The organism is Bradyrhizobium sp. WSM3983 (assembly GCF_000473045.1).
In the GTDB taxonomy this organism is placed as follows: Bacteria; Pseudomonadota; Alphaproteobacteria; order Rhizobiales; family Xanthobacteraceae; genus Bradyrhizobium.
Map to the genome: position 1 here is coordinate 88,165 of NZ_AXAY01000011.1, position 25,914 is coordinate 114,078.

The 25,914-nt window shown below is 64.4% G+C and carries 21 protein-coding genes and 1 pseudogene; 11 read left to right on the plus strand and 11 right to left on the minus strand.

The features are described from left to right. Window positions 1-14 precede the first annotated feature (14 nt). The 8 genes from YUA_RS0119430 (at window position 15) to YUA_RS0119465 (ending at window position 9,725) form a co-directional block, all read left to right on the plus strand. Window positions 15-839: an SDR family NAD(P)-dependent oxidoreductase gene (locus YUA_RS0119430; protein ID WP_027532207.1), complete on the plus strand. Its 825-nt coding sequence runs from the start codon at window positions 15-17 to the stop codon at window positions 837-839. A 213-nt stretch (window positions 840-1,052) separates the two neighbouring features. After that, a complete protein-coding gene (locus YUA_RS0119435) occupies window positions 1,053-1,826 on the plus strand; it encodes a motility protein A (RefSeq protein WP_027532208.1) in 774 nt (257 codons plus the stop codon). Window positions 1,827-1,848: 22 nt separating this feature from the next. After that, complete coding sequence (locus YUA_RS0119440) at window positions 1,849-2,679, plus strand: flagellar motor protein MotB (RefSeq protein ID WP_027532209.1); 831 nt, start codon at window positions 1,849-1,851, stop codon at window positions 2,677-2,679. Between the two features lie 258 nt (window positions 2,680-2,937). Further along, the gene (locus YUA_RS0119445) at window positions 2,938-4,836 is read left to right on the plus strand and encodes a potassium transporter Kup (RefSeq protein WP_027532210.1); all 1,899 of its coding nucleotides are present in this window, start codon (window positions 2,938-2,940) and stop codon (window positions 4,834-4,836) included. Between the two features lie 155 nt (window positions 4,837-4,991). After that, window positions 4,992-6,920, plus strand: a complete 1,929-nt coding sequence (locus YUA_RS0119450; protein WP_027532211.1) for a potassium transporter Kup — start codon at window positions 4,992-4,994, stop codon at window positions 6,918-6,920. Between the two features lie 158 nt (window positions 6,921-7,078). Continuing rightward, a complete protein-coding gene (locus YUA_RS0119455) occupies window positions 7,079-7,405 on the plus strand; it encodes a rhodanese-like domain-containing protein (protein WP_027532212.1) in 327 nt (108 codons plus the stop codon). Window positions 7,406-7,412: 7 nt separating this feature from the next. After that, window positions 7,413-8,594: an aminotransferase gene (locus tag YUA_RS0119460; protein WP_035971284.1), complete on the plus strand. Its 1,182-nt coding sequence runs from the start codon at window positions 7,413-7,415 to the stop codon at window positions 8,592-8,594. A 6-nt stretch (window positions 8,595-8,600) separates the two neighbouring features. Next, complete coding sequence (locus tag YUA_RS0119465) at window positions 8,601-9,725, plus strand: polyamine ABC transporter substrate-binding protein (RefSeq protein ID WP_027532214.1); 1,125 nt, start codon at window positions 8,601-8,603, stop codon at window positions 9,723-9,725. 301 nt (window positions 9,726-10,026) lie between these two features. Here YUA_RS0119465 and YUA_RS44450 read toward each other — a convergent pair whose 3' ends face one another. After that, window positions 10,027-14,637: an autotransporter domain-containing protein gene (locus YUA_RS44450; RefSeq protein ID WP_156947174.1), complete on the minus strand. Its 4,611-nt coding sequence runs from the start codon at window positions 14,635-14,637 to the stop codon at window positions 10,027-10,029. A 190-nt stretch (window positions 14,638-14,827) separates the two neighbouring features. Between YUA_RS44450 and YUA_RS0119475 the strand changes: the two genes are divergently transcribed. Beyond that, entirely contained in the window at window positions 14,828-16,555 is a 1,728-nt protein-coding gene (locus tag YUA_RS0119475) for a winged helix-turn-helix domain-containing protein (protein ID WP_027532215.1), read from the plus strand. 4 nt (window positions 16,556-16,559) lie between these two features. On the opposite strand, the pseudogene YUA_RS0119480 reads toward YUA_RS0119475, so the two are convergent. The 8 genes and pseudogenes from YUA_RS0119480 to YUA_RS0119515 all read right to left on the minus strand — a co-directional run. Beyond that, window positions 16,560-16,886: pseudogene (locus YUA_RS0119480) on the minus strand (lipid A biosynthesis lauroyl acyltransferase); the annotation flags it as partial. 169 nt (window positions 16,887-17,055) lie between these two features. After that, complete coding sequence (locus YUA_RS0119485; protein ID WP_027532217.1) at window positions 17,056-18,666, minus strand: B12-binding domain-containing radical SAM protein; 1,611 nt, start codon at window positions 18,664-18,666, stop codon at window positions 17,056-17,058. A gap of 117 nt (window positions 18,667-18,783) precedes the next feature. Next, window positions 18,784-19,716 (minus strand): lipid A biosynthesis lauroyl acyltransferase, encoded by a 933-nt coding sequence (locus YUA_RS0119490; protein ID WP_027532218.1) that lies wholly within the window; start codon window positions 19,714-19,716, stop codon window positions 18,784-18,786. Between the two features lie 8 nt (window positions 19,717-19,724). Next, window positions 19,725-21,002 carry a beta-ketoacyl-ACP synthase gene (locus YUA_RS0119495; protein WP_027532219.1) on the minus strand — a complete coding sequence of 426 codons (1,278 nt, stop codon included), beginning with the start codon at window positions 21,000-21,002 and terminating at the stop codon, window positions 19,725-19,727. 18 nt (window positions 21,003-21,020) lie between these two features. Then, window positions 21,021-22,226 carry a beta-ketoacyl-ACP synthase gene (locus YUA_RS0119500; RefSeq protein WP_027532220.1) on the minus strand — a complete coding sequence of 402 codons (1,206 nt, stop codon included), beginning with the start codon at window positions 22,224-22,226 and terminating at the stop codon, window positions 21,021-21,023. Beyond that, a complete protein-coding gene (locus YUA_RS0119505; RefSeq protein ID WP_027532221.1) occupies window positions 22,223-22,693 on the minus strand; it encodes a 3-hydroxyacyl-ACP dehydratase FabZ family protein in 471 nt (156 codons plus the stop codon). Before YUA_RS0119505 ends, YUA_RS0119500 begins: the two co-directional genes overlap by 4 nt. Window positions 22,694-22,703: 10 nt before the next feature. Next, window positions 22,704-22,991: an acyl carrier protein gene (locus YUA_RS0119510; RefSeq protein ID WP_007592476.1), complete on the minus strand. Its 288-nt coding sequence runs from the start codon at window positions 22,989-22,991 to the stop codon at window positions 22,704-22,706. 241 nt (window positions 22,992-23,232) lie between these two features. Continuing rightward, window positions 23,233-23,577, minus strand: a complete 345-nt coding sequence (locus tag YUA_RS0119515) for a hypothetical protein (protein ID WP_027532222.1) — start codon at window positions 23,575-23,577, stop codon at window positions 23,233-23,235. Window positions 23,578-23,910: 333 nt separating this feature from the next. On the opposite strand from YUA_RS0119515, the gene YUA_RS0119520 reads away from it, so the two are divergent. Both YUA_RS0119520 and YUA_RS51085 read left to right on the plus strand, forming a co-directional pair. Then, window positions 23,911-24,537 carry a ParB-like protein gene (locus YUA_RS0119520; RefSeq protein ID WP_027532223.1) on the plus strand — a complete coding sequence of 209 codons (627 nt, stop codon included), beginning with the start codon at window positions 23,911-23,913 and terminating at the stop codon, window positions 24,535-24,537. A gap of 131 nt (window positions 24,538-24,668) precedes the next feature. After that, entirely contained in the window at window positions 24,669-24,812 is a 144-nt protein-coding gene (locus tag YUA_RS51085; RefSeq protein ID WP_198029460.1) for a hypothetical protein, read from the plus strand. Between the two features lie 17 nt (window positions 24,813-24,829). On the opposite strand, the gene YUA_RS0119530 is transcribed toward YUA_RS51085, so the two are convergent. Both YUA_RS0119530 and YUA_RS0119535 read right to left on the minus strand, forming a co-directional pair. Then, window positions 24,830-25,309 carry an MgtC/SapB family protein gene (locus YUA_RS0119530; RefSeq protein ID WP_027532224.1) on the minus strand — a complete coding sequence of 160 codons (480 nt, stop codon included), beginning with the start codon at window positions 25,307-25,309 and terminating at the stop codon, window positions 24,830-24,832. Between the two features lie 10 nt (window positions 25,310-25,319). Further along, the gene (locus YUA_RS0119535; protein WP_027532225.1) at window positions 25,320-25,898 is read right to left on the minus strand and encodes a peroxidase-related enzyme; all 579 of its coding nucleotides are present in this window, start codon (window positions 25,896-25,898) and stop codon (window positions 25,320-25,322) included. Window positions 25,899-25,914: the final 16 nt, after the last annotated feature.

Sequence of the window (25,914 nt, forward strand, 5' to 3'; positions counted from 1 at the left end):
GACGGAGTGACGCCATGGACATGGCCGGCAAGACTGTGCTGATCACCGGTTCGACCGATGGTGTCGGGCGCTATGTTGCAACCCGCCTTGCTGGCGAAGGCGCGAAGGTTCTGATCCACGGTCGCGATGCGGCGCGGGCAAAAGCGCTGATCGACGAGATCGTGAAGGCCGGCCACATGGCGCCGACCTTCTATCAGGCTGATCTGTCGTCGATGGCTGGCACGCGCGAGCTCGCCGCGGTCGTGACGCGGGATCATCAACGCCTCGATGTTTTCGTCAGCAATGCCGGCATCGGCTCGCAGAGCGATGGGCCGCAACGGCAGGAGAGCCGCGACGGTCACGAACTGCGCTTTGCCGTGAACTATCTCTCGGGGTTCCTGCTCGCCCATCTGCTGCTGCCGTTGTTGAAGGCCGGCGCGCCGTCGCGCATCGTCAATGTCGCTTCGCTCGGCCAGCATCCGATCGATTTCGATGACGTCATGATCACGAAGGGCTACAGCGGCTCGCGCGCCTATGCGCAGAGCAAGCTGTCGCAGATCATGTTCACGATCGATCTTGCTGAAGAGCTGAAGGGCGCGGGTGTCACCGTCAACGCGCTGCATCCGGCGACCTACATGAATACCACGATGGTGCGCGCCGGCGGCATCACGCCGATCTCGACCGTCGCGCAGGGCGGCTCGGCAATCCTGCATCTGGTCGAAGGCGACGACGTTGCCGGCAGCAGCGGCCTGTTCTTCAACGGCATGAACGAGGCGCGCGCCAATCCGCAGGCCTATGATTCCGATGCGCGCAGGCGCTTGCGTGCGCTCAGCCTGAGCCTGACAGGACTTTCTTCCTGACGCGCCTCATTTATGGTTAGCAAAGCGTTGAGATTCATATCTCCGAACGACAAAGCCGCCGGCTTTTCGACGTGCCGCGCCGCTCCGTCGCACCTGCTGAACTTAACCTTTACGCGGCTTTAAGGGCGGCGCTCTAGGGTTTTCAACGCGGTCCGGGGTTGGACTGCGCCACCGGCCAGGATGGCCGCTGTTGCGTACGCGTTGGAGTCTCCCATGGATATCATGACGAGCGTCGGCCTCGTGGCGGGCATTATCGTCATCGCGGTGATGATGCTGCTGGGGGGCGATCTTCACATGTTCGTCTCCGAGCATGCGATGATCATCATCTTCGGCGGCTCGACCGCAGCGACCATGATCCGCTTTCCGCTCTCGGCGCTGATGCACGGCCTGCCGCTCGGCGCCAAGTTCGCCTTCACGATGAGCCGTCTGTCGGCGCACGATCTGGTCGACGAACTCGCCCGCATCGCCGAGATCGCCCGCAAGCAGGGCCCGGTGGGCCTCGAAAAAGTAGAGACCGACGAGCCATTCCTCGCCAAGGGCATCCGCTACGTCGCCGACGGCTACGACCTCGATTTCATCCGCGACAATCTCGAGCGCGACCGCGACAATTTCCTGATGCATCTGGACGAAGGCAGCAAGATCTACCGCGCCGTCGGCGACTGCGCCCCCGCCTTCGGCATGGTCGGCACGCTGATCGGCATGGTGCAGATGTTCGCCAACATGACCGATCCCTCCAAGCTCGGCCCGTTCATGGCGACCGCGCTGCTCGCGACGCTCTACGGCGCGCTGGTCGCCAACCTGTTCTGCATCCCGATCGCCGACAAGCTGCATGGCAAGCTCCTGGACGAAGAGACCAACCGCACGCTGATCATCGACGGCATCCTGATGATCCGCGACTCCAAGAGCCCGACGCTGGTGCGCGAAATGCTGCTGGCCTATCTGCCCGAGAAGCACCGCCACGCCGAAGGCGAGCCGGTCCCGGCCTGACGGTGGGTATCGGATTTAGGTCATGGCCAAGAAGAAACGCGGCGATGCACACGGAGGCGGTCACGGCTGGTTCGTGACCTTCGCCGACCTGATGGGCCTGATGATGAGCTTCTTCGTCATGCTCGTCGCCTTCTCGACCCAGGATGCCAACAAGCTGAAGGTCGTCGCAGGCTCGATGCGCGACGCCTTCGGCGTCCAGAGCGAGGCGCGCTATGCCGGCATCGTCGAGTCGGACGGCCTGCCGACCCGCCCGCGGCTGAAGAACGTCGACCACATCGAGCCGGAGGACGCCTCCAACACGCCGACGCCGGACCAGGAAGATCGCGACCGCACCTCGGGTGCGAAGATGAAGATCGATCGCAATTTTGCGCTTGCCGCCGCCTCGCTGCGCCAGGCGTTGCAGGACATGCCGGAACTGACCGAGATGTCCAAGCACATCATGTTCGAGGAGACCAAGCAGGGTCTCAACCTCGAGATCGTCGACCAGGACGGCCGCTCGATGTTCGCGGACGGCTCCAAGGTACCTTACGACCGCACCCGCCGCCTGATCGAGAAGCTCGCGGTCCCGCTCAAGGCGACCCCTTTGCGCGTCTCCATCGCCGGCCACACCGCGGCCGGCTTCGTGCCGACCCGCAGCGATTACGGCGCCTTCGACCTGTCGGCCGACCGCGCCAATGCCGTGCGCCAGATCCTCGAGCGCGAGGGCCTGCCGCCGTCACATGTCTTCGCCGTCTCCGGCAAGGCGGACACCCAGCCGCTGTTCCCGGACGATCCCTCGCTGGCCGCGAACCGCCGCGTGACCATCACCTTGATGCGTGAAGATCCGCCGCTGCCGCCGAACTTGAAGCCTTAGGGCATGATCCGGAAAAGTATGCAGCGGTTTTCCCTCGTGACAAACGCGGAACGCGTTTGCGCGGAGATCATGCCCAAACTTTAAGGCCCTTGTGCTACCATCTTACCTGAGGCTATTCGTCGCGAAGGCGGCGAACGTGGCCCCGCCGTCACAGCATCTGCCGCCGCGCCTGCTATGGTGGTGGGGCCGATTGACAGGCGCGCCGGAAGCGTCAAAAGGCGCCGGATCAATTCCAGGGACGGAGCGTTTTCCACCCTCATGACGGCGAGCATCACATCGACCGAGACCCAGGAAGGGCCGGTCACCTCAGGTTTTTGGTCCCTCACGCTCGGGAGCATCGGTGTCGTGTTCGGCGACATCGGCACCTCGCCGCTCTATGCGTTCCACGAGGCAGTCAGAGGGGCAGCCCACGGCGAGCCGGCAACGCGGATCATGGTGCTTGGCGTGCTGTCGCTGATCCTGTGGGCGCTGCTGATCGTCGTCACCGCCAAATACGTGCTGCTGCTGCTGCGCGCAGACAATAACGGGGAGGGTGGCACGCTCTCGCTGATGGCGCTCGGCCAACGGGCGCTGGGGCGGCGGAGCTGGTTCCTGCTCGCGCTCGGCGTGGTCGGCGCCTCGATGTTCATCGGCGATTCCATGATCACGCCGGCGATCTCGGTGTTGTCGGCGGTCGACGGCCTCAAGCTCGCGACGCCCGCGTTCGAGCACTATGTCGTGCCGCTCACGGTGCTGATCCTGGTGCTGCTGTTCGCGGTCCAGAGCAAGGGGACCGCGCTGGTGGCCTCGGCCTTCGGGCCGGTGATGGTGGTCTGGTTTACGGTTCTGGCGGTGCTGGGCGTCATTCACATCGCCGACGATCCGTCGGTGCTGGCCGCGATCAATCCCTATTATGCGTTCCAATTCCTGCTGTCGCACGGCACGATCGGTCTGGTGACACTCGGCGCGGTCTTCCTCGCCGTGACTGGTGGCGAGGCGCTCTATGCCGACCTCGGCCATTTCGGCCGCAAGCCGATCCAGTCGGCCTGGATGTTTTTCGTGCTGCCGGCGCTGCTGATCAACTATTTCGGGCAGGGCGCGCTGGTGCTGTCCGACCCGAGCGCGATCGAGCACTCGTTCTATCGCATGGTGCCCGAGCATCTGGTGCTACCGCTGGTCGGGCTTGCAACTGCAGCCACCGTCATCGCCAGCCAGGCGGTGATCACCGGCGCCTATTCGCTGGTCTATCAGGCGGTGCAGCTTGGCCTCCTGCCGCGCTTCGAGGTGCGCTACACCTCCGAGGCCCATGCCGGCCAGATCTATCTGCCGCGCGTCAACCGGCTGCTGCTGATCGGCGTGATGCTGCTGGTGCTGTTGTTCCACACGCCCAGCAATCTGGCTTCGGCCTATGGCATTGCGGTCTCCACCACCATGGTCGCCGACGGCATCATGGGCTTCGTGGTGATCTGGAAATTGTGGAACTGGAAGGCCGCGACCGCTGCGGTCGTCATCCTGCCTTTCGTCATGGTGGACATGACCTTCTTCAGCGCCAACCTGCTCAAGCTGCTCGAAGGCGCCTGGGTGCCGCTGCTGTTCGGTGCGGCGATGGCGGGGACGATCTGGACCTGGCGGCGCGGCTCGGGGATCCTGATCCAGAAGACACGCCGGATCGAGGTGCCGCTGGACGATCTGATCCGCACCCTGGAGAAGCGGCCGCCGCACATCGTCAAGGGCACGGCGGTGTTTTTGACCAGCGATCCCGCCTTCGTGCCGACCGCGCTCCTGCACAATCTCAAGCACAACAAGGTGCTGCACGAGCACAATGTGATTCTGACCATCGAAACCGCACACACGCCGCGGGTCGATCTCTCCGAGCGCTTCAAGATGGAGAAGATCAGCGAGAAGTTCTCCAAGGTCCGCTTGCGCTTCGGCTTCATGGAGCAGCCGAACGTGCCCAAGGCGCTCGCGATCGCGCGCAAGCAGGGCTGGCAGTTCGACATCATGTCGACGTCGTTCTTCGTGTCGCGGCGCTCGCTGAAGGCCTCGGCGCAGTCGGGCATGCCGCTCTGGCAGGACCACCTGTTTATCGCGCTCAGCCGGTCCGCCAACGACGCCACCGACTATTTTCAGATTCCGACCGGGCGGGTGGTTGAAGTCGGAACCCAGGTCACCATTTGAACCTTCCATCGGGACGCAATTGCGGACCCATGCGGATTTTGCATGCCAAGGGCCCAAAATCGGGCTAGGCTATGCCATCAGCGCAGGACTATAAGCCGCGCGCGCTCCTCCGCCATTGTGCAGTGAAGCATTTTTAGAGGCCACCAGGCTCTCCCATGACAAGTGACGTAGCAGTTCCCGCCCCGGAAACGGCGGCGGCCAATGGGCATGGCGATGCCCACACGACCGCCGGTTTCGGTGCGCTGACGCTCGGTAGCATCGGCGTGGTCTATGGCGACATCGGCACCAGCCCGCTCTACGCGTTCCGCGAGGCGGTGACCGCGGCTTCAGGCGCCGAGGGGACGCCGACGACGGCGGCGATCCTTGGCGTGGTCTCCCTGATCTTGTGGGCACTCATCGTCGTGGTGACGCTCAAATACGTCGTGATCCTGCTCCGCGCCGACAACAACGGTGAGGGGGGCACGCTCGCGCTGATGGCACTGGCCCAGCGCGCAGTCGGCACCGGCGGGGCGACCATCGTCCTGCTCGGCATCATCTCCGGCGCCTTGTTCTACGGCGATGCCGTGATCACGCCGGCGCTGTCGGTGCTGTCGGCGGTGGAAGGCATGAAGGACGTCACTGCGACGTTCGAGCCTTACGTCGTGCCGCTGACGGTGGTGATCCTGGTCGTCCTGTTCGCCGTGCAATCGCGCGGCACCGCCCGCGTCGCGGCCTTCTTCGGCCCGGTGATGTGCGTCTGGTTCGCCGTGATTGCGGTGGCGGCGGTCCATCCAATCATCCAGCAGCCGCAAGTTCTGTTCGCTTTGAACCCGCTGTACGCGGTGTCCTTCATGCTCCACCACGGCATCATCGGCTTCGTGACGCTGGGTGCCGTGTTTCTGGCGGTCACCGGCGCCGAGGCGCTCTATGCCGACCTCGGCCATTTCGGCAAGCGGCCGATCCAGACCGCCTGGATGTTCATCGTGCTGCCCTCGCTGGCGTTGAACTATCTGGGGCAGGGCGCTCTGGTGCTCGGCGATCCCGGCGCGATCGAGAGCCCGTTCTTCCAGTTGTTTCCGCAAGGCTGGTTCCGTGGCGGCATGGTCGTGCTCGCCACCGCCGCCACCGTCATCGCCAGCCAGGCGGTCATCACCGGCGCCTATTCGCTCACGCGTCAGGCGATCCAGCTCGGCCTGCTGCCGCGCTTCGAAATTCGCCATACGTCCGAAGCCCATTCCGGCCAGATCTTCATCCCGCGCATCAACCAGCTGCTGCTGGTCGCGGTGATGCTACTGGTGCTCTTGTTCCGCTCCTCCAGTGCGCTGGCCTCCGCCTACGGCATCTCCGTCACCGGCACCATGGTGGTTACGGCGATGATGGGCTTCGTCGTGATCTGGAAGGTCTGGCGGTGGTCGCCGCTCGCCGCTGCCGCCTTGATCGCGCCGTTCCTGTTCCTCGACCTGACCTTCCTGGCCGCCAATTTGCTCAAGGTGTTCGAGGGCGGCTGGGTGCCGCTGGCGCTCGGCGCCCTCATGATCCTCCTGATGTACACTTGGCGGCGCGGCAGCCGGCTCTTGTTCGAGAAGTCGCGCAAGCTCGAATTCCCGCTCGCCGACCTCGTGGCGATGCTGGAGAAACGGCCGCCGCAACGGGTGCCCGGAACGGCCGTGTTCCTGACCAGCGATCCCCTGAGCGCGCCGACCGCGCTGATGCATAGTCTGAAACACTACAAAGTGCTTCACGAGAAGAATGTCATTCTCACCATCGAGACCGCGCAGACCCCGCGCATCGATCCGGCCGAGCGCGTGAAGCTGGAGCAGATCAGCCCGACCTTCTCCAAGGTGACGCTGAAGTTCGGCTTCATGGAATCGCCCAACGTGCCGAAGGCGCTGGCCATCGCGCGCAAGCTCGGCTGGCAGTTCGACATCATGTCGACCTCGTTCTTCCTGTCGCGCAGGGCGCTCAAGCCCGCCGCCCATTCGGGTATGCCGCGCTGGCAGGATAGGCTGTTCATCTCGCTCAGCCGCTCCGCCAACGATGCCACCGACTATTTCCAGATCCCGAGCGGCCGCGTGGTCGAGGTCGGCACGCAGGTCACGATCTGATCCTCCGTTTGAAGGTCGCACTTCAAGTCGCTGCGATTTAGCTTTAACTTGCGCAAGGCAGCTCAAGCCGTTGTAGCGCTTGATTTTCGCATGCCAAGAGGCGAGGTTGCCGCCCGCCGGGATCGCCCGGAAAGCGCCCCGCGACGTTGGAGGATGATGTGGCAAATCAAGTACAGGATCTGACCCCCGAGGAGGTTTCCAAGGGTGTCGCGGAAGGGCGCTATCTGCTCGTCGACGTCCGTGAGCCGAACGAGGTCGAGGCGGAGGCTTATCCTTACGGCGTGGTCGTGCCGCTCTCGACCTTCGACCCCAAGGCGATCCCCGATCCGCAAGGCAAGGAGGTCGTGTTCGCCTGCCGCTCGGGCAAGCGCTCGGTGACCGCCTCGCTCGCCGCCCAGGCCGCGGGCCTGCCTTACGACAAGCATCTGGCCGGCGGCATGCTCGGCTGGAAGGCGGCGGGTCTTCCCAGCAAGGTCGGTGGCTGACCCGGCGATGACGACCAAGAGCTCTTCGCTGAACAGGGTCTTCGCCGACCTTCCCGTCACCATCTTCGAGGCGATGTCGCAGGCCGCGCGCGACAACAACGCCATCAATCTCGGCCAGGGCTTTCCTGACGATCCCGGTCCGGACGACATTCGCCGCGCCGCCGCCGACGCCTCGCTCAACGGCTACAACCAGTATCCGTCGATGATGGGCATCCCTGAACTGCGCCAGGCGATCGCGACCCATTACGGCCATTGGCACAACCTCAAGCTCGATCCGATGAGCGAGGTGATGGTGACCTCGGGCGGCACCGAGGCGCTGACCTCGGCGATCCTGTCGTTGGTGCAGCCCGGCGACGAGGTGGTCTGCTTCCAGCCGGTCTATGATTCCTACCTGCCGATCATCCGCCAGGCCGGCGGCATTCCGCGCCTGGTGCGGCTCGAGCCGCCGGGCTGGCGGCTGAATGAGGACATGCTGAAAAGCGTCTTCAATTCAAAGACCAAGGCGGTGCTGTTCAACAACCCCTTGAATCCCTCCGCGGTGGTCTATCCGCGCGAGGACCTCGAATTGCTCGCGCGCTACTGCCAGGAATTCGACGTCATCGCGATCTGCGACGAGGTCTGGGAGCACGTCACCTTCGACGAGCACAAGCACATCCCGCTGATCACCATCCCCGGCATGCGCGAGCGCACCATCAAGGTCGGCTCGGCCGGCAAGATCTTCTCGCTGACCGGCTGGAAGATCGGCTTCGTCTGCGCCGCGCCGCCGCTGTTGCGCGTCGCCGCCAAGGTGCACCAGTTCCTGACCTTCACCACCGCGCCGAACCTCCAGGCCGCCGTCGCCTACGGCCTCGGCAAGCCGGACGAGTACTTCCTGTCGATGCGCAAGGATCTGACGCGGAGCAGGGACCGCCTGACCAAGGGACTGGAGAGCCTGGGCTTCCCCGTGCTGAAGTCGCAGGGCACCTACTTCCTCACCGTCGACCTGTCGCCGCTCGGGCTCAACGAGAGCGATGCCGAGTTCTGCTGGCGGATCGTGAAAGACTACAAGGTCGCGGCGATCCCGGTCTCGGCGTTCTACGAGCAGGACCCGGTGACCTCGGTGGTCCGCTTCTGCTTTGCCAAGAAGGACCAGACGCTCGACACCGCGCTGGAGCGGCTGTCGGACGCGATACGCGGGCGCATGAGGTAGACCGAGATGACGAACGTCAGCCGCTCTCGCTTTGGCATTGGTCTCGCAATCGCCGCAGCGCTGACGTTGCTCTCGCAAGGGGCGGGCGCCGAGGAGCGGGTCGTCAACTTCTACAACTGGTCGAACTACATGGCGCCGGACCTCCTTGAGAATTTCACCAAGGAAACCGGCATCAAGGTGGTCTACGACACGTTCGACGCCAACGAGACGCTGGAGACCCGCCTGATGGCCGGCAAGTCCGGCTATGACGTCGTGGTGCCCACCGCCTATTTCCTGCAGCGCCAGATCAAGGCCAACATCTTCCAGAAGCTCGACAAGTCGAAGCTGCCGAACCTCGCCAACGCCTGGCCGATGGTGACCAAAAACCTCGCGACCTACGATCCCGGCAACGATTATGCCGCGAACTACATGTGGGGCACGACGGGCATCGGCTACAACGTCGCCAAGGTGAAGCAGATCCTCGGGCCGGACGTGAAGATCGACAGCTGGGACATCGTCTTCAAGCCGGAGAACCTGGCAAAATTTAGAGATTGCGGCGTGCACATGCTCGACTCCGCTGACGACATCTTTCCGGCGGCGTTGAGCTATCTCGGGCTCGATCCGAACTCGACCAAGCAGACTGACCTGGAGAAGGCTGCCGATGTCGTCGCGAAAGTGCGGCCCTTCGTGCGCAAGTTTCATTCCTCCGAATATCTGAGCGCGCTTGCCACCGGCGAGATCTGCTTCGTGGTCGGCTGGTCCGGCGACATCATGCAGGCCCGCGCCCGTGCTGCCGAAGCCAGGAAAGGCAATGGCAGCGGCATCGAGATCGGCTACGCCATCCCGAAGGAGGGCGCGCAGATGTTCTTCGACAATCTCGCGATCCCTACAGATGCCAGGAACGTCAGGGAAGCCTACGAGCTGATCAATTATCTCTATCGTCCGGACGTCGCCGCCAGGAACTCGGACTTCCTGTCCTACGCCAACGGCAACCTCGCCAGCCAGAAGCTGGTCGACCCGAAAATCCTGAACGACAAGAACATCTATCCGGACGACGCCACGCTCTCAAAGCTATTCGTCATCACGGCGCGAGATCCGGCGACGCAGCGGGTCATCAACCGGCTGTGGACGAAGGTGAAGACGGGGCGGTAGAGGGGCCGCGGCCAACCCGGCAACGCGATTTCCGCAAAACAACCCCATGCACAGTAGAACCGCCGCCGGCGCGTTGCCGGCGGTGACGGTGCTTAATTCGAGCTGCGGCTTGGTTGAATCGCCCCGCTGGCGAAAAAGACTCGTGGCACCTCGCGCGCGGCATGAATTGCACGGTCGGGCACGCCGCTGAGTGGGGCTCGCGTCATTTGACTCGTCGGGCAAAACACCGGCAGAATGGCATCGTCGCCATTAGGTCCGGACACCGCGCTCAACGCGAAGCATCGCGAGCGCAAGGCGCCACCTACCACTCATACCGCACTGTGCCCTTGCCTGTGTACATCTGCGTGCTGCGGGAGAACTCTCCCTCGACGGTGCCCGCGAGTGAGAGGCCGTTTCGCCATTTCATCTCCGCGCGGCCACCGACCAGCGCGGAGTCTGCGGCGGGCCGTGCGCCGTTGACCGTGAAGGCTGCGCCGGGCAGCGTCTGGAAGGCGGCGTTCACGAAACGGTTGGTGTTGGTATCGTGCGCCCAGGCGAGCCGGCTGCGCAGTGTGAGCACGCCGTTGTTGACGAGCAAGCGCTGGTCGGTGCGGGCGCCGAGCTCGGTGCGGACATTGGTCGTGTCTTGCGCAGTGTAGGACAGCGCGAACTGGTTGCTGCCGACGATCGCGGTCTCGCCGTAGCCGGGAAGGTGGAACGTGGTGGCTTGCACCGCTGCGTAGGGCGTTACGCCGAAGCTGGAGGCGGGGATGGGTGCGAAGCGCCAGCCGGCTTCCAGTCGGCCTGAGAAGGTGCTGGCCTTGAAGTTGGCGGTGAGCTTGTCGGTGCCCGAGACCGTCACGGTGCGATCGGTGGTGACGTCCTGCCAGCCATAGGCGAGCGCGGCCGACAGATAGGCGGGCCCAAAGTTGTGGCGGGCATAGAGGCCTGCCTGGAAGAGATCGGCACGGCCGCCGCCGAGCGCATCCGCAACCGAGAAGTTGAAGCCTGCGCCGCCGAGCGCGAAGCCGACGAGCGTGTCCGGCGAGAGACGATAGTCGGCACCGACCACGGTGCCGTAGATACGGCTGGTGGTGGAGCTCGAACCGGCCGCTGCGTTGCCGTTCAATGTGCTGGCGCCGCCATAGCCGGAGGCCCACACGCCCCAGCGCCGGTCGATGACCTCGCCGCTGGCCTCGCGCGGTGTCAATGCGGCATAGGCCTCGCGCACCCTGGCGTCGCGCGGGCCGGTGGACGCATAGCCCATTGCACCAGCATCGCCAGAAACTGCGCCGCGCTCGCCATCTGTGCTGCCGCCGCCGAAAGGATCGAGCATGCCGACGAATTGCTGCATGGCGTTGAACGAGGCTTGCGTGCCTGCGGCGCCCGGCTGGCCCGAGACCTGGCCGAGCGCGCCGTTGAGTTGCGGCTGGCCCATGTTGAGCAGTACATCGAAGCCGGCGGGCGGCGTCCCGCCGCCTGCGACGGCTCCGTTGATGGCGCCGGCCACATTATTCTGGTTGGCGCCTGTGCCCGCCGGCAGCACGATCGTGCCGGGATCGAGCACGAGATAGACGTTGTTCAGATCGTAGGTGAGATGCGGGTTGCGCGTGGGGCTGAAGCTGCCGGTGACGCTCAGCCCGGCGAATTGCGTTCCGCCGAGCCCGCCGGTCGCATTGAGAATAGTGTAGGTCTGGCTGCGGAAGCTGCCCGGGATCGCCACCGCCTGCACGTTGGCGCCGGTAAGCGTCGCGATGCCCGAGACGTTGGTCCGGTCGGCGGCGGACGCGGAGACCTCGACCCCGTAGAAGCTGCCGGAGGTGAACGCCAGATTGCCGCTGACGGTGAGGGTGCCGATGGAATTGCCGGGCGCCAGCGTGCCGCCGCTCGCGATCGTCGTGTTGCCGACGATGCCGGTGCCGCCGAGCGTGCCGCCGCTGTTCACGGTGAGGCTGCTGGAGGACGCGATCGAGCCGTTCACCGCGAGCGTGCCGCCATCGACTGCCGTTGCGCCGGTGTAGGTGTTGACGCCCGCCAGGGTCAGTGTGCCGGTGCCGACCTTGATCAGTGATGTCCCGGTGATGCTCCCGTCGCCGGTGAGCACGCCGATGACGGTGGTCGACAAATTGTTGCCGCCAACCGTCAGTTCTGCGCCGTTGATGTCGAAGCGGCCGCTGCCGGCGAGTGAGCCGGCGCTGATCTTGCCGTCGCTGTTCAGGCCGGGGGTGAAGAAGTTGATGACGGCGGTGGACGCGGTGTTGATGAGCTGCGCGTTGTCGGGCGTCGAATCGCCGTCGAACAGCACATTGCCGCTGTTGGTGATGATCGCGTTGCCGGCCGTGGTGTGGCCGTAGAACGTCAACTGATTTGCGTTGGTGATGGTGGCATTGCCGGCGGTGGCGTTGTCGGCGAAGGTCAGCTGGGCGTTGTTGGCGATGGCGGCGTTGCCGGCCGTGGCGTTGGCGCTGAACGCCAGCGTACCGGTGGACACCGTCGCGCCAGAAAAATTTCCGGCGCCGGTCAAGGTCAGCGTGCCGGCGCCGGACTTGGTCAGTGTGCCGCCGCTGACACTCTGGCTAATGACGAAATTGTTGGCTGCGTCCGCAATGTCGAATGTGCCGCCGCCGGCACCCAGGTTGACGGTGCGTGCGGAGGCGTTGAATGTCGTGCCGGTGACTTCCAGGGTGCCGCCGTTGAAAGTCAGGCTGCCTGCGAGGTCGCCGAGATTGGCGTCTGAGGAGACGCTAACCGTTCCGCCGGCGAAGGTAGTGCCGCCGGTATAGCTGTTGGCGCCTGATAGCGTCAGCGTGCCGGTGCCGGTCTTTACCAGCGAGCCGCCGGTGCCGCCGCCGTAGCCGCCATCGGCGATCACGCCGCTGACGGTGGTCGACAGATTGTTGCCGCCGACACTTAGCTCGTTGGCACCGAGATAAAAGGTGCCGTTGCCGGCGATCGAGCCGGCGCTGAGCTTGCGGTCGCCGTTCGGGCCGGAGCTGCCGGAGAAATCGAAGACGGCGCTCGGGTCGTTGTTGATCAGCTGCGCATTGCCCGCGGTCGAGGTGCCCTGGAAAGAGATCATTCCGACGGAATTGTTGAAGATGCCGCCGCCATTGTTGGTGATGACGGCGTTGCCGGCCGTGCTGGTGCCGTTGAAGAATAGATTATAGGTGTTGGTGATGGTCGCGCTGCCAGCCGTGCTGGCGCCAACGAACGACATCGCAAAGTTGTTGGTGATGGTTGCGCTTGCGGCCGTGCTCGAAGCGTTGAAGTTCAAGGTGCCGTTGTTGGTGATGCCGGCGCTTCCCGCCGTGCTTGTTTGGCTGAAATCGACTGAGCCGTCGTTGTTGATCGTTACGTTGCCAGCGGTGCTGGTGTTGTAAAACGTGATGGAGCCGCCGTTGTTGTTGTTGATCGTGGCGCTGCCAGCAGTACTGGTGCCGTAAAAATACGTGGAGCCGGCGCTGTTGTTGGTGATGGTCGCGCTGCCAGCCGTGCTGGTGTCGTAGAAAGTTAGTCTGCCGGCGTTGTTGACAGTAATGGCGGCGCTGCCGGCCGTGCTCGAATTGTAGAAGCCGACGAAGCTGTAGTAACCGCTGGTGATGCTGGCGTTTGCGGCCGTGCTGGAGTCATTGAAGATGATTTGGCCGTAGGTGTTGTTGGCGATGGTGGCACTGCCGGCCGTGCTGGTGTTGTAGAAGTATATCTGGCCGCCGTTGTTGCTGACGGTCGCGCTGCCGGCCGTGCTGCTGTCGCGGAAATTCATCAAGCCGTTGTTGGTGATGCCCGCGCTTCCCGCCGTGCTCGAATTGTTGAAGGCCAGGGTGTTGTTGTTGGTGATGGCAGCGCTTCCGGCAGTGCTCGAGTCGTTGAAGCTGACGGTCACGCGGTTGCCGCTGGCGGGATCGGTGGTGATAGTGGCGTTTCCGGCCGTGCTCCGGTCGTAGAAGTTGACTGTGCCGCTGGCCGTGTTGGCGATGGTCGCGTTCTCGGCGGTGCCGTCGTTGTAGAAGGAGAGGGTACCGCTGTTGGTGATATTGGCGGAGCTGGCGCTGCTAGAATAGCCGGGATCGTTGCGGAACGTCATGGTCCCGCTGTTGGAGACGGTGGTGACGCCGACGAGGTCGGAGTTGACGACGCTGAAGGTGCCGCCGGCGCCGACAGTGACGGCTCCCTGGATGGCTTGGGAGGTCCCCATGCCAGAACCGCCGATCTGTAACGTGCCGCCGTTGATCGTGACGTCGCCGGTCATGGTGTGGTACGACGCAAGCGTCAGCGTGCCGGCGCCGATCTTGACCAGCGAACCGCCATAGATTTGGCCGCTTTCGACAGTCGATAGATTGTTGGAGCCGACCGTGAGCTGGTTGCCTTGAAGGTCATAATACCCGTTGCCGGCGATCGAACCGGCCGTCGTCGACGTGAAGAAGATGATTTGACCGTTGCCGTTATTGTTCAGCGCGGCATTGCCGGCCGTGCTGCCGGCGAAGAACTGGAGGTCGCCGCCATTGTTGTTGATGGTGGCGTCGCCAAGGGTGCCGCTGGAGAAATCAGCGTGCGACTGGATGCCGTTGAAGTTGATCGTGACGCTGCCGCCGTTGACGGTGATGCCGGCACCCGTGAAGTTCAACTGACCGCTGACGTCAAAAGTGTAGTTCGAGGCGCCCGCATTGAAGGTCCAGCCGCCGACGCTGGCGCTCGTAATCACCAGGCTTGTGGTGTTCGAGGTGCCGAAGGAAGCCGTGCCCGCCGGCACAAAGCCGCCGTCCCAGTTGGAGCCGGTGGCATAGTCGTTGCTGCCGGGAGAGGGGAGCCAGGTGCCATTCGACGCGGCGCGCGATGGCACGGCCGGCAGCGCCCAGGCCAAGGCCAGCGCAGACGACGTGAGCAGCGCGGCCCGCAGACGGCGGGTCGCTTTGAAACAATCTTTCCCCGTCACCAACTTCCCCCAAAGCACGCGGTCGCGAGTCCTCGAGAGGATTCATCGCACCGGGTCGGGGGCGGTGTCCTGATAAGGGGTTAGGAGCTTTCTGAAGATTTCTGATATTTCCGCTTCAGGATAAATTCTGGGGCTTTTTCGACACAGTTCCTCTATACGAGCCGCCTCGGGAGACGCTTTGGGGGATCATTTGCTTCGTTTCGCCGGCTTCGAGCTGGACCCGCAGCGCGCGGAGCTGCGCGGGGCCGATGGCACTCCGATCAAGCTCCGGCCCAAGACCTTCGAGATGCTGCGGTTGTTCGCGACCAGCGGCGGCCGGGTGCTGAGCAAGCAGGAGCTGATGGAGGCGGTCTGGCCGAATGTCCATGTCGGCGAGGACAGCCTGTTTCAATGCATCCGCGAGCTTCGCGCCGCGCTCGGCGACGAGCGGCGGCAGTTGATCAAGCTCGCGTCGGGAGGGGGCTACCTGCTGGCGATGGAGGTTGTGACTGCGCCCGATGCCGGACCGGTGCAGGCCGAGGAGACCCGGCTGGACCCGGCCGGCGAGGTCGCGCCGCTGCCGCCGTCCGAGGTCGCCGCCGTGAGGCCGCAGCGCGCCATGTTCGGTTTGAGCCGGCAAGCCATGGTCGCCGTCGTGGCCGGGCTCTGTGTGATCGTCATGGGGCTTGCGGTTGCCGCGCCCGTGCTGAAGCCGGATCTCCTGTTCAAGCGAACGCCGCCGCGGCTCGCCGTGATGCCGATCGTTGACGACAGCAACGATTCCCGCGATGCCGTGATGGCCGCCGAGCTCACCGCTCGCCTCACGGATGGTTTTGCGAAGATCCAGAACATCAGCGTGCTTGCGCCACGATTGGCGGTCACTGGCGGCGAGAGCGCTGTGTCCGCCGCATCATCCGATTACGAGCTGCGTGGCGAATTACAGCACGGCGATCAGCTCTGGACACTGCGCGCGCGCATCATCAAGTCGGGCACCGGCGAGGTTCAGTCGGTCGTCGCGGCGTCGGTCGCCGCGGACGAGGCGGACGCGCAGCTCGCGCAGTCCCGGCTCGTCGCCAGCGTCGGTCATCTGCTAGCGCGTCGCTTGAATGAAATTCTGGAGCCGAGCGCATCGTCATCCGCGAGCCGCAAATCGTCGGCGGGCGGCGACAAGGTGGCCGTCGAGCAGGCGCTCGCTTCGATCAACCACACCACGCGCGAGCGTTTTGGCGCGGCACAGAGCATGCTGCAGAAGGCTCTCAACGACGAGCCCGACAATCTCGACGTCGCGGTCGCGCTCGCCTCGCTTCAGATGCGCGGCATCCAGATGCGCTGGTTCAGCCCGGATGAAGCCGTTATGGTCGAGGCCCGGGCCAGCGCGACCCTCGAGCAGGCGTTGCGGTCGAAGCCCAATTCGATTCCGGTGCTCGAGGCCTATTGCCGCTTCCAGAGCGCCACCAATCATTTCGTGGAGAGTCTCGTGACCTGCGCCAAGGCGCTGAGCTTCGATCCTTGGAATGGGCCTGCGCTCTATCTGATCGGCCTCGGGCAGATCTTTCTCGGCCGCTTCGACGATGCGCTCGCGACCTTCCGCCAGGCCGACCGCTACGACACACCGGCGGCCTCGCGCTGGACCTGGCTGCTCGGCGCGGGCTGGGCGACGCTGCTGAAGGGGCAGGGCGAAGAGGCGGTGCCCTGGATACGGCGCTCGATCGCGATTACGCCGGCGACCGGGCGCTCGCACATGCTGCTCGCCGTCGCCTACCAGCGATCGGGGCGGTTTGAGGAGGCGAAGGCTGCGATCGAAGAGGGCCTGAAGCTGCAGCCCGGCACGACCAAGCTCAACGTCGCGCCGCCGAGGAAGAATGCGAGCCCGGTGTATCTCGCAGCCGCCGATCAGGTCGTTCAGTCCATGGTCGACGCAGGCTTGCCGGAGCAGTGAGGCGCTACCGCCACCGCCGGTGCAGCCATAGCCACTGCTCGGGATGCTCGCGCACCCAGCCTTCCACCACGCTCGTGATCGCCTGCGTCGTGCCCTGGATGTCGATCTTGCCCTCGGCGTCGCGCACCGGCGGAATTTCTTCCGTCAGCTCCGCGGCGAAGCGGCCGCCGGGCTTGCGGATGATGCGCACGCCGTGGATCGGGCATTCGACCTGGCGCAGCAAGCGCGCCAGCATCGGGTTGGCGCGGGTCTTGCGGCCGAAGAAGGTGACCTCGACGCCGCCGGTCAGATACTGGTCGATCAGCATGGCGACGTGCTTGCCGTCCGCAGCGCCTGCGCGCCCTTCGCGCGCGTCTCGCCCGCGATCCCGCGCATCATCAACCGGCTCTGGACCAGGGTTAAGACGGGGAAGTGACGGTGGCTGCGCACCCGCGTAGACGCAGGCGGTCACGTCGGTGATCGAGGGCTGGATCCGCGAATATCGCGGTCAGTGGGTCTAGCTATACCGGCGCTCGCGCCTGATTAACTACCGCGACCCTCGCCGCAGGCATCTCGTCCAGCTCGGCCATGCGCCGGTCGATCTCACCGATCACGCGCTTGGCGAACGGGCCGAGGTGCATGTACAGCGCCATCAGCATCACGATGTAACGCAGCGCGCCTGGATTGGTCTTGGCGATCTCGACGAAGGTCTTCCAGAACGGCTCGCGGACCTCCGGCAGGGCCTGCATGATCCTGTGCACGCTTTCGATGCCGCCGAGTCTCTTGCGCACGTCGCCATCCGGCAGCTCGCGGCGCCGGTTGGAGCGGTCGAGCATGGCGGCGAGACGCGACAGCCGTCCTGCGTAGGCGGTGGGACTGTACACGTGTCCGAGCACGGCCTTGTAATCGGCAAGCACGTCACGAAGCGGGCGCTTGGTGTCGAAATTGCAGCCGAGCGTGCATTGATCGCCCGCCTGCTCGGCAAGCATGAGGTCGTGGCCCTGGTGCAGGCGGCCTTCCGCGGCCAGCCGCCGCGTCAGCTGCGTGCCGGGCAGCGCATAGAGCAGTCCGACCATGCAGACCGGAATGCTCGCCTCCTCGATGAAGTCGATCATGGCCTGGCCCATCGAGGCTTTCTCGGTATCGAACCCGACGATGAAACCGGCCGTGACGAACATGCCGTAGCTGTAGATCTTGTGGACGCACTCCGCGATATTGCGTCTGGTGTTCTGCTTTTTCTTCATCTGCACGAGCGTTTCCGGATCCGGGCTCTCGATGCCGACGAAAATCGCGAAGAAGTTCGCGTCCTTCATGGCCTGCAACAATTCGCTGTCGTCCGCGATGTTGATCGAGGCTTCGGTCGAGAACTCGAACGGATAGTCGCGCTCTTCCAGCCAGTCCTTGAGCCGTGGCAGCAGGGTGCGGAGGTTTTTCTTGTTGCCGATGAAATTGTCGTCGACGAAATCGACATGCCCGCGATAGCCGCGATCGTAGAGCACCTGCAGCTCAGCGAGAATCTGATCGTTGGTCTTGGTGCGCGGCACGCGGCCATACAGCTCGATGATATCGCAGAACTCGCAGGTGAACGGGCAGCCGCGCGAATATTGCACGCCAATGAAGAGGTAGTGATCGAAGTTCAGCAGATCGTAGCGGGGCATGGGGCTGAGCGTGACGTCGGCCTTGAATTTCTCCGCGACAAACACGCCGTTGCGTTCGCCCTTGTCCCAGGCGGCGATGAAGTGCTCGATGATCTGCTCGGCCTCGCCGATCACCTGGAAGTCCGCATCCGCATAGAGATGCGGGCTGGAGGAGACGTCAGGCCCACCGACACAGACCGGCTTGCCGTGCCGATGGGCGAGATCGATCAGGTGGATCGCATCAGGCTGCTGGTTGAGCATGCCGCCGATCATGACGAGATCGGCCCAGTCGAGGTCCGCGTCCGTCAATGACTCGGTGTTACGGTTGATGAGACGGATGTCCCATTGCTTCGGCAACATGGCGGCGACGGTGATCAGGCCGAGTGGCGCCGCCGGATACTTCGCGCCGACGAGTTCGCAGGCTTGCGTATAGTTCCAAAACGAGTTCGGAACGAACTTCGGATAGATCATGAGGACGCGGCAGGGATGGGTCATGCTGCTCCAGACCGGCTGTTTGGGGGGCGATGTCGGAATGCAAACGGCTCGATTCGCTAGCTGATACAGGTTTCGCGTGTTAAAATAATGGACTGTATGCAACTTCGGTTCAAGTTGCTACCGCCACCGCCGGTGCAGCCATAGCCACTGCTCGGGATGCTCGCGCACCCAGCCTTCCACCACGCTCGTGATCGCCTGCGTCGTGCCCTGGATGTCGATCTTGCCGTCAGCGTCGCGCACCGGCTTGATCTCCTCGGTCAGCTCGCCGCGGAAGCGGCCGCCGGGCTTGCGGATGACGCGGACGCCGTGGATGGGGCATTCGACCTGGCGCAACAGGCGCGCCAGCATCGGATTGGCGCGGGTCTTGCGGCCGAAGAAGCTGACCTCGACGCCGCCGGTCAGATACTGGTCGATCAGCATGGCGACGTGCTTGCCGTCCTGCAGCGCCTGCGCGAGCCGGAACGGCGCGTCGCGCCCCGCCGGGATCAGCGTGCCCATGTTGACCTGGCGCATCTCCTGGATGATGCGGTCGGCAGAGGCGATGTTCGGGCGGCGATAGAGGATTGCGGCATCAAGCCCGTGTGCGACGGCGGCGATCGCCGGCAGTTCCCAATTGGCGAGATGGGACGTGAAGATCAGCGCCGGCTTGCCGTCGTCCCGGATCTGATCGAACAGCTCGACGGTGCGTGGCGGTAGTTCGATTCGGCTGCGTTCCGGATGCTCGCGGTCGTAGTCCCAGACATGGTCCATATGGGCGAATTCGGCGCCGACGCGGCCGAGATTGTCCCACACGCCCATCAGGATCTGTTCGATCTCTTCCGGTGACTTCTCGGGAAAGGCCGCGGCGAGGTTGGCGCGGCCGATACGATGCTCGCGCAGGCGCGGGCCGATCAGCTTGGTGACGCGCGCGAAAAAGTCCGAGGTCTTGACCGGATCGAAATAGCGCGTGGTGCGGAGCAGGCCGACGGTGGCGGCACCGATCAGGCCGCCGCCGATGGATTTTGCGGCCACCCGCGCGCGGGCCTTCGTGCTCGCAGGAAGCAGCGCCATGCGCCCGGTCAGGCCGGTTCGCGGGTCAGGATCAGCGAGGCGTTCTGGCCGCCGAAGCCGAACGAGTTCGACATCACGGCGGTGACGCGGGCATCGCGCGCCTTGTTGCCGACGACATCGAACAGGATCGTGGGATCCGGATTGTCGTAGTTGATGGTCGGCGGAATGCGCTGATGCTCAAGCGTGAGCAGCGAGAAGATCGCCTCGACCGCACCCGCAGCCGAGATAGTGTGGCCGACCATCGACTTGTTGGAGGTGACCGGGATCTTCTGCAGGAGATCGCCGAACACGGCCGAAGTCGTGTTGTACTCCATCTTGTCGTTTTCGGGCGTCGCGGTGCCGTGCGCGTTGATGTGGTCGATCTGGTCCGGCGTCATGCCGGCATCGGCCAGCGTCTTGTTCATGCAGCCGATGATCGGCTTGCCATCAGGCGACGAGCGGGTGCGATGGAAGGAATCGGTGAGCTCACCACAGCCGGCGATCACGCCGAGAATCTTTGCGCCACGCGCGGTCGCCGCTTCATAGCTCTCCAGCACCAGCGCACCGGCGCCTTCGGCCATGACAAAGCCGTCGCGGTTCTTGGAGAAGGGGCGAGAGGCCGCCTGCGGCGGATCGTTCTGGGTCGACAGCGCCGAGAGCAGCGAGAAGCGCACCAGCGCTTCCGGATTGACGGTGCCGTCGGTGGCGACGCACAGCGCGGCATCGGTCTCGCCGCGGCGGATCGCCTCGACGCCGAGCTGGATCGAGGTGGCTCCGGACGCGCAGGCCGTCGACAGCGAGATCGGCGAGCCCTTGGTGCCAAAGGTCTCCGCGAGGTGCGCAGCAACCGAGCCGAACATGAAGCGGTGGTGATAGGCGCTGTACTTGCCGCCGCCGGAGATGCGCAAGAGATCGTCATAGGTGAAGTCGGGCGCGCCGACGGCGCGGCCGAGCTCGCGGCGCTGCGGCCATTCGACCTCGACCGGCGCAACCGCGAGGAAGAGGGGGCCCGGGAAATCGCCATTGGCGCCGATGCCGGCCTGCTCCAGGGCTTCCTGGGTGACGAGCTCAGCCATCCGCTCGGACAGGCCGGTGGAGGAGAACGGATCGACGCTGACGAAATCGACCGTGCCGGCCATTGTGGTCTTCAGGCCGTCGATCGGAAAGCGCGTGATGGTGCGAATGCCGGATTCGCCCGCGACCAGTTTTGACCAATTGTCGGCCTTGCCGGCGCCGAGCGAGGTCGTGATGCCCATGCCGGTGACGACGACAACGGGACGCCCGAGTTTGTCGCGTGGTGCTGTCATGTCGATCCCCCGTTAGAGCTAGTCAATCGCCTCGACCAGCGCCATGCCTTCGCCGCGCCAGTGTCCGGCTCCCACCACGACAATCTGGGTGGGCGCCCCCTGCATTTCAATCTCGGTCCCGGTCGTATCGTTCGGCGGGAACAGCGCGCCGCGCGAGATCGAGAGCGCCGCGAGCGCAATGCCGAGCGGGAATTGCGTTTCCATGGTGTGGCCAAACATCGTGCCGGTCGCGCGCACCGGGAAGTCGGCGTGCTTCTTCAGGAAGCCGCGCTCCTCCGACGTCGCCGGCTCCGCGCCGGTTGCGCCCGAGATGATCGCGCCCTTGCCATCGCGCTTCGGCAGCTTGTCCCAAAGCTTCTCCAGCGTCGCTTCCATGTCGCCGCCCTGCTTGCGGCGGGCCAGATCAGTCACCACGCTCGACAGCTTCGCGTACGGTTTTGCGCCGCGCGCTTCCGCATGCGCTTTCGACTCCAGCACCAGGAAGGCGCCGGCCGAGCCGAGCGCGAAGCCGGCGTGGTCCTTGCGCGCCCAGACGGGAGCGAATTTGTCCCTCAGGTTGAAGTCGCCGAATTCGTAGAGGACCATGAGGTCCTTGCGCTCGCCATTGTGCGAGCCGCCGACCAGCGCGATGTCGCTCTCGCCCGAGGCGATGCGCGACAGCGCGATGCGCGCGGCATCGGCGCCCGCAACCTCTTCGCCCATGAAGGTGCGCGAGGTGCCGCCGAGCCCGTTGACGATGGCGATGTTGCCGGCGAGCAGATTGGAGAGCTGGGCCAAAAACAGCGTCGGCCTGAGATCGCTCATCAGGCGCTCGTTGAGGAAGCCCGGCGCATTGGCGCCCTTGGCCTCGGCGGTGAGCACGCCGGTGTCGACGTTGAGATCGCGCTCGCCGCCGCCGGCGGCCACCACCATGTCGATCTTCGACAGGATATCCTTGTTGCCCTTGATGCCGGCGGAATCGAGCGCCAGGCCCGCGGCGTAGACGCCGATGCGCTGCCAGGCTTCCATCTGGCGCTGGTCGCCCTTCTTCGGGATCTGGCTGTCGAACGACACCGGCAGCAGCGGGTGCACGATGAAGGGCGCAAAGCCCTTCTCGTCGACATTGATGCGCTTCTCCTGAAGCGCGGCCCAATTGGCGTCGAGACCTTCGCCGAGCGAGGTGGCAAGACCAATGCCGGTGATCCAGACTTCCGTCTGGCCCGGCTTCGAAGCGGTGTCAGTCATGGCGAGATGGCCTGTTGCGGAAAGCCAACGCGTTTTGCGACCGCGTCCATGTATCCGCGCATATCCGAATTGGGGAAGGGGATCAGCGTGAAGGTCAGCGTCGAATTCGCGCGCAGCTTGCCGCCGACCCGGATCTTGGCCTCGGTCATGGCATAGCCTGAGCCCTCATGGACCACGCTCGCTTCGAGCGTCATCAGGTCGCCCGGGAACACCGAGCCGCGCATCTTGGCTTCCTTCACGGCGGCGAGAATCGGCATGCGCTCGAATTTCAAGACGCCAAGCAGCAGAAAGCCCGAGGCCTGCGCCATCGATTCGATCAGGAGCACGCCGGGCATCAGGGGATAGCCCGGGAAGTGCCCCTCGAAGATGGTGCTCTCCTTGGGGACCTGGGCCTCGACGACGATCTTCTTCTCGTCGACCTTGAGGTCGACGATGCGATCGATCATGTGGAAGTATTCGAGTTGCATGATCGCCCGATCAGGCGCTGGCGCCCTTGGCGGCAACCAGCTCGTCGATGCGCGCGCACAGGTTCTTCAGCACGAAATACTGCTCGGTGGTCGCCTTGCCGTCGTTGACTTCCTGGGTCCACTTTTCCAGCGGCAGCTTGATGCCGAACTGCTTGTCGATCGCGAACGCGATGTCCAGGAAATCGAGGCTGTCGATGCCAAGGTCATCGATGGCATGGCTATCCGGCGTGATCGTGTCGCGCGGGATGTCGCAGGTTTCAGCGATGATCGTAGCGACCTGATCGAATGTGGAGGACATCACTAAGCCTTTGATATATTGCGGGTATTTGTAAGATATCCCAGGGTGGCACGGAGGGTGGGCATCGCGCCCCGAATGACGCCCTCTAACCCCCTCTGGACGGGTCGAAAGCCCGTATATCGGAGCGCCGCCCTGAGTTCAATGGAGCCGGACGGGGCCGTGGACAGCCCTGGGGATGCCGGTCGGGAGGCCCCAGCCGGGGTGGTCTGCCGGCGGGGAGGCTTCCGGCGCCAGGCCGGGCCTAGATGTGCGGCGTCGTGATCTTGACGCAGTCCCGCCGGCCCATCAGCACGCAATCCTGGGTTCGGCGCAAATCGGCGATGCTGACGGCGAGCCAGATCCCGATCGCGGTCAGCGCGATGGTGAAGGCGAGCGCCGCGATATTGGCGAGCATGCGATGACGGAAGTCGTCCGGCGCATCGCGGGGCTGTTCGTAACGAGACAGGTCGGGCGGTTCGGGGGCTGCCGCATGCAGCGGCTGTACGATGCCGCTGCCCCGGTGGATCACAGGGGGCGGCGTCGTGCGCGGCCTGAACTGGAGCACCCGGTGCTCGTCGTCCGAGGTTATGGGCCGCTGGGATTTCATGGGACGGGGATCACTCCGAAGCAGCGATTTTTAGATAGCATAGGCGACACAGGGGTTGCAGAAAATCTTCTCAACGCGCACGTGCATTGCGCATTCGCATTATCTTTCATGATCATTTCATCTTTCATGAACATTTCTTGGGCGCTTGCTTGCACCGCCGCGAACGCGCGTCGGACCGGGTTGTCGTCCCGGCGTCAGGGACGCGCGGGTTGCGCTGCAACAACAACCGGACAATAGCGCCTCTCGCTTCGAACGCATGTTGCCGCCACAAGGCCCATGGCATAATCGGGAACCTGGAGCAGCCGTTGCAACCAACTGAGAGGCCCTTCGATCATGACCCCCAATGCGCGCGAGCCGAGAGTGCACCCGGTACCGATCCTGTCGCTTCGGCCAACGCAGATGACGGTCGGCATGCGCGAGGTCAAGGAGAAGCGTAAGCGTTGGCGCGAGCACGGCAAGAAGAAGCAGGCCGACCTGCTCGGCACCCACATGATCCCCGTCGTCGCCGGCCCAGACGGGCGCTACTACGTGATCGACCATCACCATCTCGGCCGCGCGCTGCACGATGAGGGCATCAAGCAGGTGCTGGTCACCGTCGTCGGCGATCTCCGCATGGTCGACCGCGAGGCGTTCTGGGGCGTGATGGACAACAAGCGCTGGGTCTATCCCTACGACAGCAAGGGCGAGCGTCGTCCGTTCCGCGATCTGCCGAAATCGGTCGACGACCTCAAGGACGATCCCTACCGCAGCCTCGCCGGCGAGCTCCGCCGCATGGGCGGCTTCGCCAAGGACACCACGCCGTTCTCCGAATTCCTGTGGGCTGATTTCCTGCGCCGCAAGCTGACGCGCAAGGCGGTCGATGCCAATTTCGACAAGGCGATGGAGAAGGCGCTGGCCGCGGCCAAGAGCAAGGATGCGATCTATCTGCCCGGCTGGTGTGGGCCGGCGGACGACGATTGAGGTGCTGCAGCTTTGCGAGCCGGATCTCATCACAGCCGCTTGAGTGAAATCATTTTCCGCGCCCACGAAGTGGTCCTGAAACAAAGCCGTCCCATGTATTGAAGGTAGTCGAGCTCACACAGGAGGCAGCAATGCGCCGTCTCGCTTTCGTAATTGCCTTGCTCGCGGTCGCCTCAGCAGGAATTTCGGCGTCGTTTGCCGCGGTCTACCAGGCCAGGACACTGACATTTGCCGAGCGCTTTGCGCCGGCGCTTCCGTTGATGGTGAAGCGCTAGCGGGGGCGCAAAGGCCGCTACGTTTGCCGGTGGTCCTCGTGCGCCTCCTCCTTGCCGCCGAGCGCGCGGTGCGCGTGGCGCTCGATGCGTCGCCCGACCGTGAGCAGCACGAAGGCGAGCGCCAGCGCTACTGCGACAATCTTCCATTGCCCGGTACCACAGACGATGCCAAGGCAGGCGGCTAGGAAAGTGCAGGCGGCACTGGTCAATCCGTGGACGCGAAACCACTCGCTTTCGTGGACGATGACGCCGGCGCCGAGAAAGCCGATCCCGGTGAGGATGCCCTGGATCACCCGGCTCGTTGCATCGACGACCTTGCTGGGTTCGGCGAGCTGCAGTGCGAGCAGCACCATGGTCGCGGTGGAGAGGCCGACGATGCCGAGCGTCTTCAGTCCGATCGGCTTGCCCTGCAGGTCGCGGTTGAGGCCGATTGCGCTGCCGGCGAGCGTCGCGACGCCGAGGCGCAGCAGGATTTCGGGCCAGTCGAGCTCCGTCATTGCTTTCAAGTCACGTCTTGGGCAGACGTCCCATCAAATAAAACTCGTCGTTCGGCCGCATGCCGGTGAAATTCGCCAGCCGGTTCGACAGCGCGAAGAAGGCCGAGATCGCGGCGATGTCCCAGATGTCGTCGTCGCTGAAGCCGTGGGGGGCGAGGCTTGCGAAATCCTCCTCGGCGATCCGCTGCGCGTCCGCCGAGATCTTCATCGCGAAATCGAGCATCGCTTTCTCGCGCGGCGTGATGTCGGCCTTGCGGTAGTTGATCGCGATCTGGTCGGCGATCACAGGGTTCTTGGCGCGGATGCGCAGGATCGCGCCATGGGCGATCACGCAATATTGGCACTGGTTGGCCGCCGAGGTCGCGACCACGATCATCTCGCGCTCGGCCTTGGTGAGGCCGCCGTCCTTCTCCATCAGCGCGTCGTGATAGGAGAAGAAAGCCCGGAACTCGTCGGGCCGGTAGGCCAGCGTCAAAAATACGTTCGGCACGAAGCCGCTCTTTTCCTGCACGGCGAGGAGACGCGTGCGGATGTCGTCAGGGAGCGTGTCGAGGGCGGGTGCGGGGAAGCGTTGCGCGGGCTTTGTCATGGGCATGGATTCCGGC